Origin of the sequence: Amycolatopsis sp. cmx-11-32 (genome assembly GCF_047608695.1) — a bacterium.
Taxonomy (GTDB): domain Bacteria; phylum Actinomycetota; class Actinomycetes; order Mycobacteriales; family Pseudonocardiaceae; genus Amycolatopsis.
Window position 1 is genome coordinate 17,053 of the sequence record NZ_JADNQN010000025.1, and the last position, 15,193, is coordinate 32,245.

The 15,193-nt window shown below is 67.0% G+C and carries 16 protein-coding genes and 2 pseudogenes; 13 read left to right on the forward strand and 5 right to left on the reverse strand.

Going from position 1 to position 15,193, the window contains the following annotated elements:
* Nucleotides 1-19: 19 nt before the first annotated feature.
* Nucleotides 20-295 (reverse strand): hypothetical protein, encoded by a 276-nt coding sequence (locus ACM6LR_RS38450; protein WP_414942790.1) that lies wholly within the window; start codon nt 293-295, stop codon nt 20-22.
* 287 nt (nt 296-582) lie between these two features.
* Here ACM6LR_RS38450 and ACM6LR_RS38455 point away from each other — a divergent pair, with 287 nt between their 5' ends.
* Nucleotides 583-1,230: a sensor histidine kinase gene (locus ACM6LR_RS38455; RefSeq protein WP_414942803.1), complete on the forward strand. Its 648-nt coding sequence runs from the start codon at nt 583-585 to the stop codon at nt 1,228-1,230.
* 44 nt (nt 1,231-1,274) lie between these two features.
* Nucleotides 1,275-2,360, forward strand: coding sequence for a response regulator transcription factor (locus ACM6LR_RS38460; protein WP_414945565.1), 1,086 nt, complete (start codon nt 1,275-1,277; stop codon nt 2,358-2,360).
* Here ACM6LR_RS38460 and ACM6LR_RS38465 read toward each other — a convergent pair.
* On the reverse strand, nt 2,340-2,639 hold the full coding sequence (locus ACM6LR_RS38465) for a hypothetical protein (protein ID WP_414942807.1): 300 nt from the start codon (nt 2,637-2,639) through the stop codon (nt 2,340-2,342). The two genes, ACM6LR_RS38460 and ACM6LR_RS38465, sit on opposite strands and share 21 nt — an antisense overlap.
* Before the next feature lie 114 nt (nt 2,640-2,753).
* Here ACM6LR_RS38465 and ACM6LR_RS38470 point away from each other — a divergent pair, with 114 nt between their 5' ends.
* The 5 genes from ACM6LR_RS38470 (at nt 2,754) to ACM6LR_RS38490 (ending at nt 5,890) form a co-directional block, all read left to right on the forward strand.
* Entirely contained in the window at nt 2,754-3,128 is a 375-nt protein-coding gene (locus ACM6LR_RS38470) for a YciI family protein (RefSeq protein WP_414942791.1), read from the forward strand.
* A complete protein-coding gene (locus ACM6LR_RS38475; RefSeq protein ID WP_414945559.1) occupies nt 3,125-4,360 on the forward strand; it encodes an RNA polymerase sigma factor in 1,236 nt (411 codons plus the stop codon). The genes ACM6LR_RS38470 and ACM6LR_RS38475 overlap by 4 nt, the downstream gene beginning before the upstream one ends.
* Before the next feature lie 77 nt (nt 4,361-4,437).
* Nucleotides 4,438-4,932: an SRPBCC family protein gene (locus tag ACM6LR_RS38480; protein WP_414942793.1), complete on the forward strand. Its 495-nt coding sequence runs from the start codon at nt 4,438-4,440 to the stop codon at nt 4,930-4,932.
* A gap of 51 nt (nt 4,933-4,983) precedes the next feature.
* Nucleotides 4,984-5,322 carry a hypothetical protein gene (locus tag ACM6LR_RS38485; RefSeq protein ID WP_414942794.1) on the forward strand — a complete coding sequence of 113 codons (339 nt, stop codon included), beginning with the start codon at nt 4,984-4,986 and terminating at the stop codon, nt 5,320-5,322.
* The gene (locus ACM6LR_RS38490) at nt 5,309-5,890 is read left to right on the forward strand and encodes a carboxymuconolactone decarboxylase family protein (RefSeq protein WP_414945560.1); all 582 of its coding nucleotides are present in this window, start codon (nt 5,309-5,311) and stop codon (nt 5,888-5,890) included. Before ACM6LR_RS38485 ends, ACM6LR_RS38490 begins: the two co-directional genes overlap by 14 nt.
* Nucleotides 5,891-6,520: 630 nt before the next feature.
* Here the strand turns inward: ACM6LR_RS38490 and ACM6LR_RS38495 are convergent.
* On the reverse strand, nt 6,521-7,510 hold the full coding sequence (locus ACM6LR_RS38495; protein WP_414945566.1) for a helix-turn-helix domain-containing protein: 990 nt from the start codon (nt 7,508-7,510) through the stop codon (nt 6,521-6,523).
* 102 nt (nt 7,511-7,612) lie between these two features.
* On the opposite strand from ACM6LR_RS38495, the gene ACM6LR_RS38500 reads away from it, so the two are divergent.
* Nucleotides 7,613-8,371 carry an SDR family oxidoreductase gene (locus tag ACM6LR_RS38500; RefSeq protein WP_414945561.1) on the forward strand — a complete coding sequence of 253 codons (759 nt, stop codon included), beginning with the start codon at nt 7,613-7,615 and terminating at the stop codon, nt 8,369-8,371.
* 665 nt (nt 8,372-9,036) lie between these two features.
* Nucleotides 9,037-9,687: a prolyl oligopeptidase family serine peptidase gene (locus ACM6LR_RS38505; protein ID WP_414945562.1), complete on the forward strand. Its 651-nt coding sequence runs from the start codon at nt 9,037-9,039 to the stop codon at nt 9,685-9,687.
* Nucleotides 9,688-10,046: 359 nt separating this feature from the next.
* Here ACM6LR_RS38505 and ACM6LR_RS38510 read toward each other — a convergent pair whose 3' ends face one another.
* Together ACM6LR_RS38510 and ACM6LR_RS38515 are read right to left on the reverse strand one after the other, a co-directional pair.
* The gene (locus tag ACM6LR_RS38510) at nt 10,047-10,448 is read right to left on the reverse strand and encodes a DUF6924 domain-containing protein (protein WP_414942798.1); all 402 of its coding nucleotides are present in this window, start codon (nt 10,446-10,448) and stop codon (nt 10,047-10,049) included.
* Between the two features lie 971 nt (nt 10,449-11,419).
* Complete coding sequence (locus ACM6LR_RS38515) at nt 11,420-11,776, reverse strand: peptidase inhibitor family I36 protein (RefSeq protein ID WP_414942799.1); 357 nt, start codon at nt 11,774-11,776, stop codon at nt 11,420-11,422.
* Between the two features lie 727 nt (nt 11,777-12,503).
* On the opposite strand from ACM6LR_RS38515, the gene ACM6LR_RS38520 reads away from it, so the two are divergent.
* From ACM6LR_RS38520 to ACM6LR_RS38535, 4 genes and pseudogenes are all read left to right on the forward strand, one after another.
* Nucleotides 12,504-13,079: an ATP-binding cassette domain-containing protein gene (locus ACM6LR_RS38520; RefSeq protein ID WP_414945563.1), complete on the forward strand. Its 576-nt coding sequence runs from the start codon at nt 12,504-12,506 to the stop codon at nt 13,077-13,079.
* A 68-nt stretch (nt 13,080-13,147) separates the two neighbouring features.
* Nucleotides 13,148-13,867 (forward strand): annotated as a pseudogene (locus tag ACM6LR_RS38525) (ABC transporter transmembrane domain-containing protein); the annotation flags it as partial.
* Between the two features lie 293 nt (nt 13,868-14,160).
* Nucleotides 14,161-14,361 (forward strand): annotated as a pseudogene (locus ACM6LR_RS38530) (ATP-binding cassette domain-containing protein); the annotation flags it as partial.
* Nucleotides 14,362-14,454: 93 nt separating this feature from the next.
* The gene (locus ACM6LR_RS38535) at nt 14,455-14,796 is read left to right on the forward strand and encodes a hypothetical protein (RefSeq protein ID WP_414942800.1); all 342 of its coding nucleotides are present in this window, start codon (nt 14,455-14,457) and stop codon (nt 14,794-14,796) included.
* The last annotated feature ends 397 nt before the right edge of the window (nt 14,797-15,193 follow it).

The window sequence follows — 15,193 nt, forward strand, 5'->3', positions numbered from 1 at the left end:
GGAATCCGTGCGACGAAAGTCAGTCCGGCGCGAGGAACGTCCACACCTCGGCCCGGCCCGACTGCGGCCGGGCCGGGCGGGCGTACCATCGCGGGGTGGCCACGACGGACGAATCCGGCCGGCCGGTGCGCAACGCCCGACGTGAGCGGTACCTGCTGATCATCACCGCGCTGCTCGCGCTGCCCGGCACCGGGTTCGCCGCGGCCGTGCTCGGCGAACCGTGGCCGGGACTCGCGGCGACACTGGGCATCGGACTGGCCGGGCAACTGCTCGCGTCGGCACTCGTGGCGGGCATGCCCGCGCGCCCCGATCTCGGCCTCGGCGCCGTGGTGCTCGTGGCGTCGCTGCTGCGGGCGACTCCCTCGCCGTGGCAGCATCTCCTGGCCGAGCAGGCGGTGCCGTGGGTGCCCGTCGCACTGGCCTGGGCGACCGTGCGGGTCGTCGAATGCGCACGGACGCCACGGCAGCTGCAGATTTCCGCCGCGATCGCCGTCGCACACGTGACGCTCGCCGGCGTGCTCGACGGACTGGACGGCACCACGGGCTCGGCCGGGACAGCGGTGCTCCGACGAACGGCAACGGCTGGCGGCCGATCTGCACGACACCCTCGGTCACTTACTGACCCTGCTGGTGTTGCACGCCAACGCGTTGACCGTCAGCAGCAAGGAAGCCGAGACCCGCTCGGCCGCGGAACGGATGAGCGGACTCGGCAACGCGGGACTGGACGAACTGCGGAACATCCTCGCACTGCTCGACGCACCAGCCGGTCCGGCATCGGTGCGGCTGGGCAACCGACCGGCCGACGATCCGCCGGAGACGCTTGTCGCCAGGGCGGTGGAAGCCGGGCAGCGGGTGGAGTTGCGCCGCGAGGGGGAGCAACCGGAACTGCCACCGGCGACCGCGAGCACCGTGTCCAGGGTCGTCCAGGAAGGACTGACCAATGCGCGCAAACACGCGCCGGGCAGCGAAGTCCGGGTCACCGTGGCCACCGACGGCGACGTGGTGCGGGTGACCATCCGCAACGGACCAGGAACGGCCGAGGGTAGCGGCACCGGCTCTGGGCGGGGCATCGAGGCGATGCGCAGGCGGGTCGGCATGCTCGGCGGTAGCTGCGAGCATGCCGCCGAATCCGGCGGCGGCTACGCTGTGCAGGTGATCCTGCCCCTCGACGGGGCGGCCCGTACGGACTTCCGGGATGGTACGTGGACCGAGCCGACGCAGCAGAGCTGACTGCCGATGATGTCGTGCATGTCGTCGTGGTCGATGACGAGCCCATGGTCGGTGAGTTCCTGCGCACGATCCTGTCCGACACCGGCCGGATCGTCGTGGACGCGGTGACCTATGACGGCGCCGCGGGCACCGAGGCCGCGGTCCGGTACCAGCCCGACGTCGTGCTGATGGACCTGCGAATGCCACAGGTGGACGGGATCGCGGCCACCGCGGAGATCCGCAGCCTGCCGCAACCGCCAGCGGTGCTGGCGATGACCACAGTGGACACCGACGAACAGGTGCTGGCCGCGCTCGCGCGGTCCGCTGCCACGGGCGCCCTTACCGATCCGGACGTGCAGCTTGCCGAACCGGCCCAGCTCCCACTTCACGTCGGCAAGGTCCAGGCTGCGAGCCTCGTTGACCCGGAGGCCGACCTGCGACATCAGCTTCGCGGCGACGAAGTTCCGGGCGGTCGGCGCGAACTTGCGGCAGGTCACCAGCTCTCCGCGCCAGCCGGCGAACAGGGTGGTGACCTCGGCGTCGGTCGGCGGAATGCGAAGCGCGGCTTGCTTGCGACCACGGGGCTTGTTCATCTCGTCGATCGGGCATTCGACAATCCGGCCGGTCAGGGCATGGATCTCGACCTTGTGCCTCAGCTCCAGGAACGCGAAGAACGTCGTCACCGCCTGCGCCCGCGCCAGCCGAGTGCCCTTCGCGGCGGTCCGCAGCACCTTGCCGAAGTAGGTGTCGGCGTCAGCGGGTTCCATGTCCCACAAGGGTTTCCCGAACCAGGTCCGCACCTGTTCGAGGTGGCCGACATCGGAGCTGATTGTGCCATCGGCCAGCCCGGCCGAGGCACGGGCGAGCACGAACCCGGCCAGCACGTCGGTCTCGAACTGCGCCAACTCCTCCGGACTCGCCGGCGACCGCCGCTCGCGGAGATCCCGCACAACCGCCAGACTCAACCCGCAGCCCCGCCTTCAGTCCTGTCCGCACATCCTCGACCTGTTCGAGATCGGTTCACAGAAGCTGAAGTTGAGTCAGAACGACAGATGATCACCCGAAGGAGTGGGAACGCCCTGGTCCTGGGCGGATCGGACCCTCGCGTTCCCGACGAGGAACCCCAGAACTCACGGGTTATCTCTTATTAGGACGTCGTACTCGGCAACCGGGGTCTGCGTAACCCGGCTGTCAACAAATGTGACTGACCGGGACTCGCTGTTCCGTTCCCACCAGGACCTCCTGTTTGGGTACACATCCCGGACGCGCTCACCGGTGGGCGGCTCCGCCATCACGGCGCGCACACCCCGGTCGACGGACTGTACGTCCTCGGCCTGCCGTGGCAGCGGACCGCCGGCTCGGCCCTGCTCGGTTTCGTCGGCCACGACGCCGCCCACGTCGCCCGGCACATCGTCGAACGCCACCGCCACGGGACGGGGCCCCGACCTGACGGGTTCAGAGAAGCTTGACGCGACCTGTCGAGTTACGGTCAAGCCGTTCGTCATCCTCTTCGACGGATCGACACCGCCCGAGCTGGAGGACCCGTGCACTACATGCTGCTGATCTACAACTGCGACCGGCCCGAACCCGCGGATCCGGCGTTCCCCGAGGCGCTCGCCAGGGTGAACGCCTTCGCCGAAGAGTGCCGCCGCCGCGGCGTGTTCGTCGCCGGGCATCCGCTCCAAGGCGAGCACACCGCCACCACGGTCAGCGTCCGCGACGGCAAGACCTTGATCACCGACGGCCCCTTCCCCGAGACCCACGAACACCTCGGCGGCGCCTACATCCTCGACTGCCGCGACCTCGACGAAGCACTCGAACTGGCCGCGCTGTGCCCGCTGGCCGAGGTGGGCACGATCGAAGTCCGCCCAATCGCCGGAGTTCCCGACCTCGACCACCGGCCCTCGGCCGGAGTATGAGCCCGGCGCCGGTCCTGCGCGCCGTCTACCGCGAACACCGGTCCCGCATGCTCGCGGCACTGGTCCGCGTCCTCGGCGACTTCGAGCTGGCCGAGGACGCGTTGCAGGACGCCTGCGCGCTCGCCCTGCGCAAATGGGACGCCGCCGTGCCGGACGATCCGGTGGCCTGGCTGCTGACCGCGGCCCGCAACAGCGCCATCGACCGGCTCCGGCGTGCCCGCAATGGCCGGGACAAGCTCGCCGAACTCGGACCGAGACCGGAGGCGACGACCATGGACCTCGGCGAGAGCAGCCTGCTCGGCGTCGGCGACGAGCGGCTCAGCCTCATCTTCACCTGCTGCCATCCCGCCCTGGCCGAAGAAGCCCGCGTCGCGCTGACGCTGCAGGCCGTGGCCGGGATGACCGCCGGGCAGATCGCCCGCACCTTCCTCGTCGCCGAACCCACACTCGCCCAGCGCCTGGTGCGGGCGAAGCGCAAGATCCGCGATGCGGGCATCAGCCTCGACGTTCCCGCCGACCACCTTCTGCCCGAGCGGCTCTCCGGCGTCCTCGCGGTGATCTACTTGATCTTCACCCGCGGCTACACCGTCGGCGGCGGCGAGCCGGAGTACCGCGAGTTGCAGCAGGAGGCAGTCCGCCTCGCCAAGCTCGTCGCCACCCTCATGCCCGACGAACCGGAACCTCTTGCCCTGAGCGCGCTACTGCTGATCCACCAAGCGCGCTCGGCCGCCCGGTACACGCCGGCCGGGGACGTGGTCCTGCTCAAGGACCAGGACCGGTCCCGCTGGGACCGCGCCGGGATCGGCGAAGCCGTCCGGCTTCTCGACCGGGCCCTGCGGTTCGGGACGCCCGGGCAATATCTCCTGCAGGCGACCATCGCGATCCTGCACGCCCAGGCGCCGACGGCCGAGGAGACGAACTGGCCCGCGATCGCCGCGCTGTACGAGCAGCTGCTCACGGCGACCCCGTCGCCGGTGGTCGCGCTCAACCACGCTGTGGCGGTTGCCATGGCCACCACCCCGGACGAGGGGCTAGCGTTGATCGACCGGATCGAGGGCCTCGACGGCTACCACCTGCTACACGCCGCCCGCGCCGACCTCCTACGCCGTCTCGGCCGCACCGACGACGCGGTCGCGGCGTACCGGCGCGCACACGAGCTCGCCACCAACCCCGCCGACCAGCGCTACCTCGCCGGCCGCATGCGCGCTCTCAAAAAACCGGAAACTCGATGAACTGAGCTGTCGAGAAGCCCGGTGGTTATTCGTCCTCTGGTGCGTCAACTGACGATTCACCGAAAGGACCCACCCCCATGAGCAGCACTTCCCAAGCCGTGACCTCCGTGAAGGCCGACGTCGTCGTCGATGTCGGCAAGAAGAACGCCTTCGGCGTGTTTACCGAACGGTTCGACGAAATCAAGCCTCGCGAGCACAACCTGCTCGCGACGCCGATCAAGCGGACCGTGCTGGAACCTCGGGCCGGCGGCACCGTGTACGACGTGGGCTCCGACGGCAGCCGCTGCACCTGGGCGCGGGTCCTGGCGTACGAGCCGTCGGAGCGGCTGGTCCTCAGCTGGGACATCAGCCCGCGCTGGCAGCTGGAGTCCGACCCCAGCCACACCAGCGAGGTCGAGATCCGGTTCATCGCCGACGGTGCCGAACATACCCGGGTCTCGCTCGAACACCGGCATCTCGACCGGCACGGCGAGGGCTGGGAGAGCTTCACGAGCCTAAGTGCCGGCTCGGGCTGGCCGCTGTATCTCGAGCGGTTCCGCGCCGCGACACAACGGGATGCCGCCGGGGACTGAAGCCGATACCGTCCACACCGGACCCGATCCCAGCGTCAGCGGAAAGGCCACATGAGCACAGGCGCCGACGACTCACACCGCTATCACGCGGAGACGCTGCGCTCGGCGATGGCCGGCGACACCGGAATCACCGAGGTGGCGCTGCGGACCGCGGTGGCGGCCCGCTCGGCGGGCGGGCCGCCTGTCGCCGAACCGTACGACGATCTGGCCCGGCAGATCGGTGATGCCTCCTACCGGGTGACCGACGCCGAACTCGACGCCGTCCGGCAGGCGGCCGGCAGCGACAAGGCCGCGTTCGAGATCGTCATGTCCGCCTGCGTCGGGGCGGGCCTGGCCCGATGGGACGCCGCCACCCGAGTGATCGCGGAGGCGACCGATGCGCCTGCCTGAAGTCGAACGCGGTGACAGTCTCCGCACCAGGACGCTGATCCGGGTCATCTCCCTGGCACTGGGAGCGCGCCTCCCGGACGCGGCCCGCGTTGCCTTCTACCACAAGGGCTTCGTCGGCACAGCGCTCGGCGCGTGGACGCAGGATGCGATGCGCGGGCCGAGCGAATGGTCCATAGCAGAGCGGAAACTGATGGCCGCGATGGTCGCCAAGTGGAACTCGTGTCCGTTCTGCATCGGAGCTCACCGGGCCATCGCCGTGCACGGAATGGACAAGACGGTGGCCGACGCGGCCCTCACCGACTACCGAACCGCGCCGATCTCGGACCCCCTGCGCGCCACACTCACCGTCCTGGAAACCGTGACCCTGCGTCCTGACGAACTGGAGGGCGGACAAATCCGAACGGCGCTGGCCGCAGGGGCCACCCGGCAACAGCTCGAAGACGCGGCCGCGGTCGCAGCCGTGTTCAACATCGTCACCCGCTACGCCAACGCATTGGACTTCGCCATCCCAACCGACGCCGAGTTCGACAAGGCCGCCGGCATGATGCTCAAACGCGGCTACGCCTAACCTCCGGCGGTCGGCGAATCAACGTGATCGCGGCACCCAACTGCCAGCGAGTGTCGAATATCGGACTGCCGCAACGCGAATCCCGCCGATGCGCTGATGTCATCGCCCCACACGATGACCACCACCTCGGTCTTGATCCCCCGGAACCCGATGCCCTTGATCTCCATCGGCGGGCGCGCGGACTGGCAACGAAGTTCCGCCCCCGTGCTCGCCGGCGTCGACGAGCACGGGCGCCCGTATCGGTGCCTCAGCATCCTCAGGGTGCCGAAGCCGTGGCGGCGTCGATCGCGTGCTCCAGCTGGACACGACCTCGATACCGTTCCTGACTCGGCGATGCTGCTGGCACTGAAACGAGAGGCCACAACCGGGGATGATCGTGGTCCATCTCGCGGCGGTGACGTTCCTAAACGTGGCCGGGTCGGCTCGCCGGACCACACCACCGGCACCGCCGCGGCATTAGCGGTACTGCTCCGAATCCGCGTTCGGCGCCTGGCGCAGCCGCCAGGACGGCGACTAGCGACTCAGGCCCCGGCGTCGGACACTGGGTGGATGGACCGGGACGCGGTTCACCTTCGCTCGCCTCCTCGACGAAGCGGGCGACGCCGACCTGCGCCGTCGTTCGAACGGGACTCACCGGTCGACGCCCTCCAGCCCGACCCTCACCTCGCGGGCACCGAGTTCGGACAAGCCGATGGCGCGAGGAGTGGCCCCGCTTGAGGCGAGGACACCCTGCCGACGCGGTGTTTGCCGCATGCCGTCACGAATCTGCCTATTTCGAGGTGCCTCAGCCAGCCGGTCGTCCGAGCCCGCGAGATCGAGCGTCTTGAGCGATACCAGCGCATCCGCGCCGACGGTTCCCGTCTCCGCCCGATAGATACACAACGTTTGCCGGTCACGGGCAGAGGCCAGTACTTCGGGTTCGAGCTCGAAGCAGCCTGCCTGAGGATGGTAGAAGACCTTACGACGGCTAGTTCCAGCTGCCACATCGTGCCTGCGCCATAGCCGAGCGAAATCGGCGGATGTGACAGAGAGTTCCCGCACGAGGTGCACAAGCTCGACATCTGACGGCCGTTCTACCGAAATCCGGCGCAGATGACTCACTGTTTCCGCTGCTACGGTGTTCCACTCAGGATAAAGAAGGCGGCTCTCCGGCTGCAGGAAGAGTCTACGCGCCATATTGCGCTCACCGTCGGGGTGCAGACCGAGAAGCTCGGCCGCGAGGGGTGTCCACGCGAGTACGTCCAGAGTTCCACTCAGGACGACGGCGGGTAGATCCACCAGCCGAACCAAGATCTCCCGCATCCCGGCTTGCACGCCCTCCGCCGCGTGCTGTTCACAACGCTGTGGCCACAACCGAGGACCGGTCAGGCGAAGCAGATGTTCACGTTCGACGTCGTCGAGCCGCAGCACGGCGGCCACCGCGTCCAGCACCTGCCACGACGGTGTCGCTCTCCCCTGCTCGACGCGGGTGTAGTAATCGGTGCTCACCCCGGCCGCTACGGCCACCTCATCGCGACGCAATCCGGGCACCCGACGCCGGCCCTGTGGGCTGAGCCCTACGTCGGCCGGCTGGATGCGAGCACGCCGGGACCGGAGGAAGCCGCCTAGTTCCGAACACATGGTTCCATCATCCACGATCGATCCGACCGTAACATGGGTCAATCCAACCTAGTCAGAACCAGGCCTGGATACACCATCTGGGACGGGGTCAGACTTCCGACCATGTCGACAACTTCTACCGCACCACTTGCCGGGCGGCAAGCACTGATCACCGGTGCCGCGTCCGGAATCGGGGCCGCTACCGCCCGTCGTCTCGCCGAAGACGGTGCTCGTGTCGTTCTCGTCGCCCGTCGTGCCGACCGCCTGAAGGCACTCGCCGACGAGATCGGCGACCAGGCCGTAGCGATACCGGCAGATCTCACCGATCGGCACGCAGTCGAAGCACTCGGTGATCGTGTCAACCTCAAGACCGTCGATCTCCTGGTCAACAACGCCGCCGTCATGCTCCCCAATCCACTGACCGAGGGTCGCGACGAAGAATGGCGGCAGATGCTCGACCTGAACGTAAGCGCGGTTCTCCACACGACTCGCACACTGCTCCCCAGTCTCCAAGCCGCAGCTAGCGCCGGGAGGGCCGCGGACGTCGTCAACGTCTCCAGTACCGGCGCTGACGTCCCCGTCTCCGCATTCGCCGTCTACGGCGCGACGAAGGCCGCACTGTCCTATCTATCCCGAGCTCTACGTGTGGAACTCGCCGCCACGGGACTTAGAGTCACCGACGTCAAACCCGGTGGCGTTGCCACCGAACTGTTCGAACACACCACTCATACCGGCATCCGCGATCGGCTCGCCTCGGCGGTCCGTAGTGGGAAACTGCTCGATCCGGCTACCGTCGCTGACGCGATCGCTTACGCGGTGAGCCGTCCGGTGGGGACCTGCCTCTCCCAGCTCACGGTGATGCCGTCTGCCCAACCGCAGTAGGACGACGAGGTGACCGTCTTCGCTGTGTTACCACCGAGCGGTCCTACAGGGTTGCTGCCCCGAGATTCACGCGTATAGGCTGCTCAGCCCCGACGCCGATCCCTGCCACCTCACTGTTCACGCATCGATAAACAGACAAGTATCGAAGTGCCATATTCCGCATCAGCGAGCACTTGAGGTGTAATTCGGGTTGGGGTGGTTAGGCCTGTCATGCTGACAGGTGAAGGCCTCCACATGTGAGTGGAGCTGTCTGGGAACTGTCGAGCAGGACTGAAGCTGTCCGCAGACGGCGAAAGTCGTCATCATCGCCACGAACATCGCCAGAAAATGGACTCAGTGTTCACTGCTCCGAAAGAGCTCAGCTCGATCCGGTTGTTCATCCCGGACTGCCCGCAACGCCGTGCAACGACGAAATCGAAGCGTCCGCTGGAAAACGCCGTCGGCAGGGCCCCACCCGTTTGGCAAGCAACAGGTTGAGCTTGTTAAAGACGGCAAAAATCGGGTCAACCGCTGTCGGGCGCGTATATACTGAATTCGTGCCCGACTTGCACTGCGACCCGTCTGCCCCGCTGCACGAAACTTCCGAACTACTTGCCGTCCGTCCCGGTGTGACGATTTCCCGTTGCTCGTTCGAAAACGCCGAGGGCGGCCGCGTCACAGGATACTTGGTCGAGCCCGACGGCACACCCAGGGCGGGCGTGCTGTACATGCACACCACCAGTGGCACGGAGGGGTTCCTGCCGGAGGCGATCGCGCTGGCCAGATCGGGCGGGATCGGATTGTGCTTGCAGTTCCAGTACGTCGATGACGACCAGGTGGCCGCGATCCGCCGGTCGATGCTGGCCCTGCGTCGGGGCGCGGATCTGCTGCTGGGCCGGACAGATCGGATCGCGGGTGTCGGGCACAGCGGTGGTGCGATGATGATGGCGGTGATTGCCGGGCTCGACCAGCGGTTTGCGTGTTTCGTACTCGAAGTGCCGATGGCGGGCCTGACGCATCACTGGCGCAACACCCACCACCCCGAGGTCGCACGGATGCGGGCGTCGTTGCCGCCGGAGTTGTTCGAGCGGACCCTGGCCGAGATGGCGCCGTACGACGCGGAACATTTCATCGGTGACGTGCGAGTCCCAGTGCTCTACCAGTTCGCGCGGTTCGACATCGGTGTCACCGCGGCGGAGTCCGAGGAGTTCTACGCGATGGCGCCGCAGCCCAAGCAGCAGCGATGGTACGACTCGGGGCACGTGATCAACGACGTGGCCGCGTATGCCGACCGGGCTGAGTTCCTGACTGAGCACCTCGGGCTCACCAGGAGCTGAGCTCGGCCAGAGCAGTGCTGACGCATGCGTCGCACCAGTCAGGTCAAGGTTCATCGGTCCGATGCGGGACCGGATGCCGGTCAAGGCAGCCTTGGCCGGTGACCACACGCTTTCTCCGACTTCGCAGACGGTGCCGATGCCGTCGCAACCCCTGTGCTGATGGCGAGGCAAAGATCTATCCCCGCGCTTGGGTCCGGATGAGCTGTAGGCGTTGATCCCAGAATTGAGTCACGTCAGCGGGGCCCCGCCCGGTAAACGATCGTGTGACGTTCCCCGAGATCGTGTTCATGTTGACATCGTTGTCCAACGTAAGCAGGCCTGCTGCGGGATACCACGTCTATTCCGGCGCGATTTGCAGCTCAAAACCCTCGGAAGACGCCGTCGTCGTCTGCCGCGCGGGCGAACTCGTCCCAGTCCATGTTCGCCAAGGAAATGTTGTTCTCGATTGACCACAACTCTCTAGAGATAACTCTTAGCTGTTCAGTTTGCTGGCCACCTCGGTATATGCACAGTAACGGCTGGCCGAAATCAGACAATGCCCGTCTGTCGGCGACGATGAAGAGCGAATGTGGACCGATCAACGGCAGAAGCTGCTCGGCGGTCATGTCGCGATAGGCTTGGTCGTCCACAAAGTGCACATGCGCCAGGAAGTCGTCCTCGTTCGGTGTCTCCACCGCCGTTCGCAATGCCTCCCAGCGAGCCGGATCGGAGAAATCCGTGCGAATCAGCGGAGTTCCGACAGCTTCAGGCTGACTTTTCATGGCGACGTCCTTTCACTTCTCGCGCATGCGACATGCCAGTTAGCTGAATTTCAGAGACACCCGCGCTCCTGTCTGCCACCTTAGCTCCAGAACGGCCGGGAGGGAATACCGGGCGGCCTGTCCTCCGCGTTTTGCCCTGCCTGCTCGTTATAGTGGCGTTCGATAATCAGGGCCGCGGTGCCGGCCGAAACTCGGGCGGGGGCGGAGTCCTGCGGGACGCGCTGGACACGACGGTACATGGGGAAGGTTCCAGCAGGCCCCGTCACGGGCCAGGGTCGGCGTCGGCCAGCAGGCGTCCAGGCTGGCTTGGCTTGCCAAGCCAGCCTGGAAATCCTCCAGAACCGGTCGGTGGCGATATCGGACACGACGACCGGTTCCCGCCGGCGTGGGCGGCAGTACCGCACGAACCGGCCGAGGCCGGCGCTCTGTGCTCACCCCACACACCGCGCCGACTGATCACCGCCCCAGGCGACCATCGAACCTGCACCTCGGTACACGATTCTTCCGCCGTACCGCCAGAGCGTAGAGAAGTTCGATGTGGGCTTGAAGCAGATACCGCGATCCGCAGCCGGCCGACACGTGACCACGACCTGTTCTGCGGTCCCATCCCATCGCTCGTCAATGCGTGACCGGCGCATCAGCATCTCCGGCGACCTACGACCACGCGAATGCCCTCAGTCAAGACGCGGGTGTAGCCGGAGCTGGGCCACAAGCACACCGAAGCTGCCGTTCTCCAGTCCTGGATCAGCGCCGGCGAACAAGCACGACTCGCGAGTCCGACCACCTACGGCATCCATCCAGCCGACGGCGCAGGGGAACGATGGCGTGACGTCGCACTCGAAAGCCACCGCCTCCGCAGGAGTCGACATCTCGTCCGGAGACACGGCCGCCCGCATCATCAGCTCCGCGATTTCCAGGGAGAAAGCGCAACGCCGGTGACGAAGTTCAGCCCATCCAGAGGCGGGCCTTCGTCAGCAGCGGCGAAGTGAGCTGTACCGATTGAATTCGGCAACGTTCCCCTTGGTTCCTGAATGAAAGGTACCGGCACCCGCACTGTTGTCATAGTTCTTGTTGACATACATGCAGAACGAGCTCGAATTCCTGTTGTTCCAACTCCTCGTACGATCATCGAAATTCTGCAAGGACAAGTCCGGTGAACCAACCTGAAAGAGTGCCATGGCACCTTGTCCGTCATCTCCCGCGAACAGGCACATATACCCCGCCGTACAGCGGTCATATCCCGTCGCAGCGTCCGCCGACGGCACGGTGACCAGCACACCGGCCAAAGCGATCACCACGATGCCAAGACCTCTCTTGAAGAACGACATCTGTTTTCCTTTCCTTGATCCAGCTCAGAGACTTCTGCGGTTCATGTCCAGGCGAAGATCGTTGCGCCATTCTCGCCTAGCGGTATCGATGCGAGCATGACAAAGGTCAGCGCCTCCGGAAGTACCGAGTACGTCGGTGAAGCCACCCACTCCCCCGACGCGACGACACCGGTCGCGCGGAGCGCTTCATTCAGGTGTGCTGCCGAGGCACCGGTAGGAAACCCTCGATCTGACGGCCGTGGCCACTAAGATCACCGCAGGGGCGATCGCTCGATCCGAGGACGTCTGCGAGATTCAGCCTTGTCCTGCACCGCGGGAAAAGCAATGTCCTTTTGATGCGATCTGCTCGACTCACGATGCACTATCGGACATCACCGCGCGTCACGCTCTCACAGCGGCGCCAGGCGGTGCCAGTGTGCGGCGAGGATCAGCGACCAGGTCGCCCGGCGCGGCATCGTCCTCCCCCGTCGCAGCGCGATTTAGCGCGAGCATGGTGCCGAGACGTTTACGGCGAAGTCCGGAACTGCATGAATGTGCTGGGATTGTCAGGGCGGCGGCCAACCCGATCATTTCGCTCGCGTGACGCAAGTCACTAATTCGAGGCCGGGGTAGCGCCCAATAAGACACAGGGTTTTGGCATCCCCGCTTCTTCGCGTGCCCGACGGAACTCATAGCGAAGGCCCCCTGTGTCGCACCCCGTGGTCAGACGACGAGGGGGGCGGCGACCTTGAGTTCGTCGTGTTCCGTGCGCATCGGCGGCGTGGACGTACGCGACATGGCCTCGGAGCAGCTGCTGGCGTCGATGGCGTTGGTGTTCCAGGACGTCATCCTGCTGCGCGACACCATCACCGAGAACATCCAGATCGGCCGCCCCGGGGCCACCGACGAGCAGGTGCGCGCCGCCGCTCGGGCCGCGCGTGTGGACGAGGTGGTCGAGCGGCTGCCGCACGGCTACGACACCGTCCTCGACGCTGTCGGCGGCGGCCTCTCCGGCGGCGAGCGGCAGCGGCTGACCATCGCCCGCGCCATTCTCGCCGACGCGCCGATCGTGGTGCTGGACGAAGCCACCGCCGCGCTCGACCCGGACAGCGAGGCCGCTGTGCAGGACGCGCTGGCCACTCTGATCGTGGGCCGCACGGTCGTCGTCATCGCCCACCGCCTGCACACCGTCGCCACCGCCGACCGGATCGTCGTGCTCGACGGCGGCCGCGTCGTGGAGACCGGCGACCACCCCACCCTGCTCGCCCACGACGGCCTCTACCGCCGCATGTGGGCCGCCCAGCAGAACGGAGACGACTCGTGATCGGCCGCCTGCACCGGCTCCACCCGCACCCGTCCGACCTGGCCAAGGTCATCGGCGTGCACGGCACGATGGCGATCCTGCAAGGGCTCATCCTCGCCTTGCTCGTTCCCGTCCTGCGCGCGCTGCTCCAGCCAGAGCCCGACATCGACGCAGCCCTGCCGTGGCTGCTGCTGGGTGCGGCTGGGGTGACCGTTTACTGGGTGCTCAAGGCGGTCTCCACCCCGATCGACTTCGCCGTCAGCATGCGGATCGCCGCCCAGGTGCGCAACCGGCTGATGGCGCACGTGACCAAGCTGCCGCTGGGCTGGTTCACCTCCAGCGCCAAGGCCAAGCTCTCGCGCACCATCACCACCTCGGCCGGGGCGGTGGCGCACCTCGGCGTCACCTTCGGCCCACCCACCATCAGCGGCGCGCTGGTCCCGCTCACCGTCGTCGCAGTGGTGTTCTTCGTGGACTGGCGGCTCGCACTGCTGCTGCTCCTGGTGCTGCCTGCGGCCTTCCTGGCGCTGCGCCGCTCCGGTCGCATCGTCGCCGAGGTCGACCGCGACCTGGAGAAGGCCGCGGTCGAGATCGCGGGCCGGGCGATCGAGCTGGGTCAAGCGCAACCGGTGCTGCGCGCCGCCGGGCTGGGCCGAGTGGGCAGCGGACGGATGCGCGCCGCCCTGGACGAGCACCGCGCCAGCTACCGCCGCGGGCTGCGCCGCACCGTGTTCCCGGACCTCTCCTACACCGGCGTCATCATGCTCGGGTTCACCGCGGTCCTGATCATGGGGACGCATTTCCTGCTCAGCGGCCAGCTCCCGGTCGCCGACGCGGTCGCCCTGCTCGTGCTCGCCGTTCGGTTCCTGGAGCCGCTGGGCACGCTGACCGAGCTGATGGGCGTGTTGCACGCGATGGACAACGCGACTACGCGCGTGCAGGACATCCTCGCCGAGGAGCCGCTGCCCGACTCGGCGAACCCGATATCGGACAAGCGTGACGCGGGCATCGAGTTCGCCGGGGTCACCTACTCCTACGGCCCCGAGGGCAGGCCCGCGCTGTCGGACGTGTCCTTCCGTGCGCGCCGGGCACGACGACCGCGCTGGTCGGCCCTTCTGGCTCGGGCAAGACGACGGTCACCCGGCTCGTCGCCCGTTTCTTCGACCCGGACCAGGGCTCGGTTCGCGTCGGCGGCGTCGATGTCCGCGACCTCGACCCGGCCGCGCTGCTGGACGACATCGCCATCGTCTTTCAGGACGTCTACCTGTTCGACACGACCATCGAGGACAACCTCCGCCTGGCCCGCCCCGACGCCACCGACGACGAGCTGCACGCCGCGGCCCGCGCCGCCCGCCTGGACGAGGCGGGCTCGGCCCTCGACCCGGAGAACGAGGCCATGGTCAGCGAAGCCATCGCCAATCTGACCACCGACCCCGACCGCACGGTCATCGTCATCGCCCACCGTCCGGCCACCCTGGCCACGGCCGACGCGGTGGTCGCGCTCGACGCGGGCCGAGTGGTCGAGCAGGGCACCCCTGTCCAGCTCCGCGAGACCGGGGGAATGTTCGCCCGTGTGTACGCCCAGTACGAGACGACGAAGAATGGCTCATCCAGCTCCCTCGGTGCCTCGATGACGAGAGCATTCCGCTTCCACTCCGCGTCGCAGGTGCTCTTACCCTGCTCTACGGAATCTCAGTCACCACGATTGTGCAGCTACGCCGTGAGCATGTGGGTATAACTGCCTCCGGGAGCGCGCTGATAACACCGACCGCAAGCTCGCGCTGCCGCCTCGGCTAACTGTTCTCCTGCAACGTCTCCTGGCTCAACCTCCCGTAGCTCGGGGCGTCCTGGGGCTGGCCGAACATGCATCGCCGCTGCTGTTTGCTGGGACAACAGTCCTGCGGCCGATGGCGGCCAACGCCCTGTGCGCACGCAGGGCCGGTCAGGAATAACCGTGCTCCCAGCTCGCAACAGCGCGGTCTCGCGTAGCAGGACCCTAGTACTCCAACCGCACTTTGTGATTGATGGCTTGTCTTCGCTGGTAGTGGGCTTGTCGGGCTCGGTGTTGGTGGCGTCGGCGCCAGTGTGACCATGTCCAGGTCACGGCGCGGTCGGGCGCGGTGGTGATCAGGTGT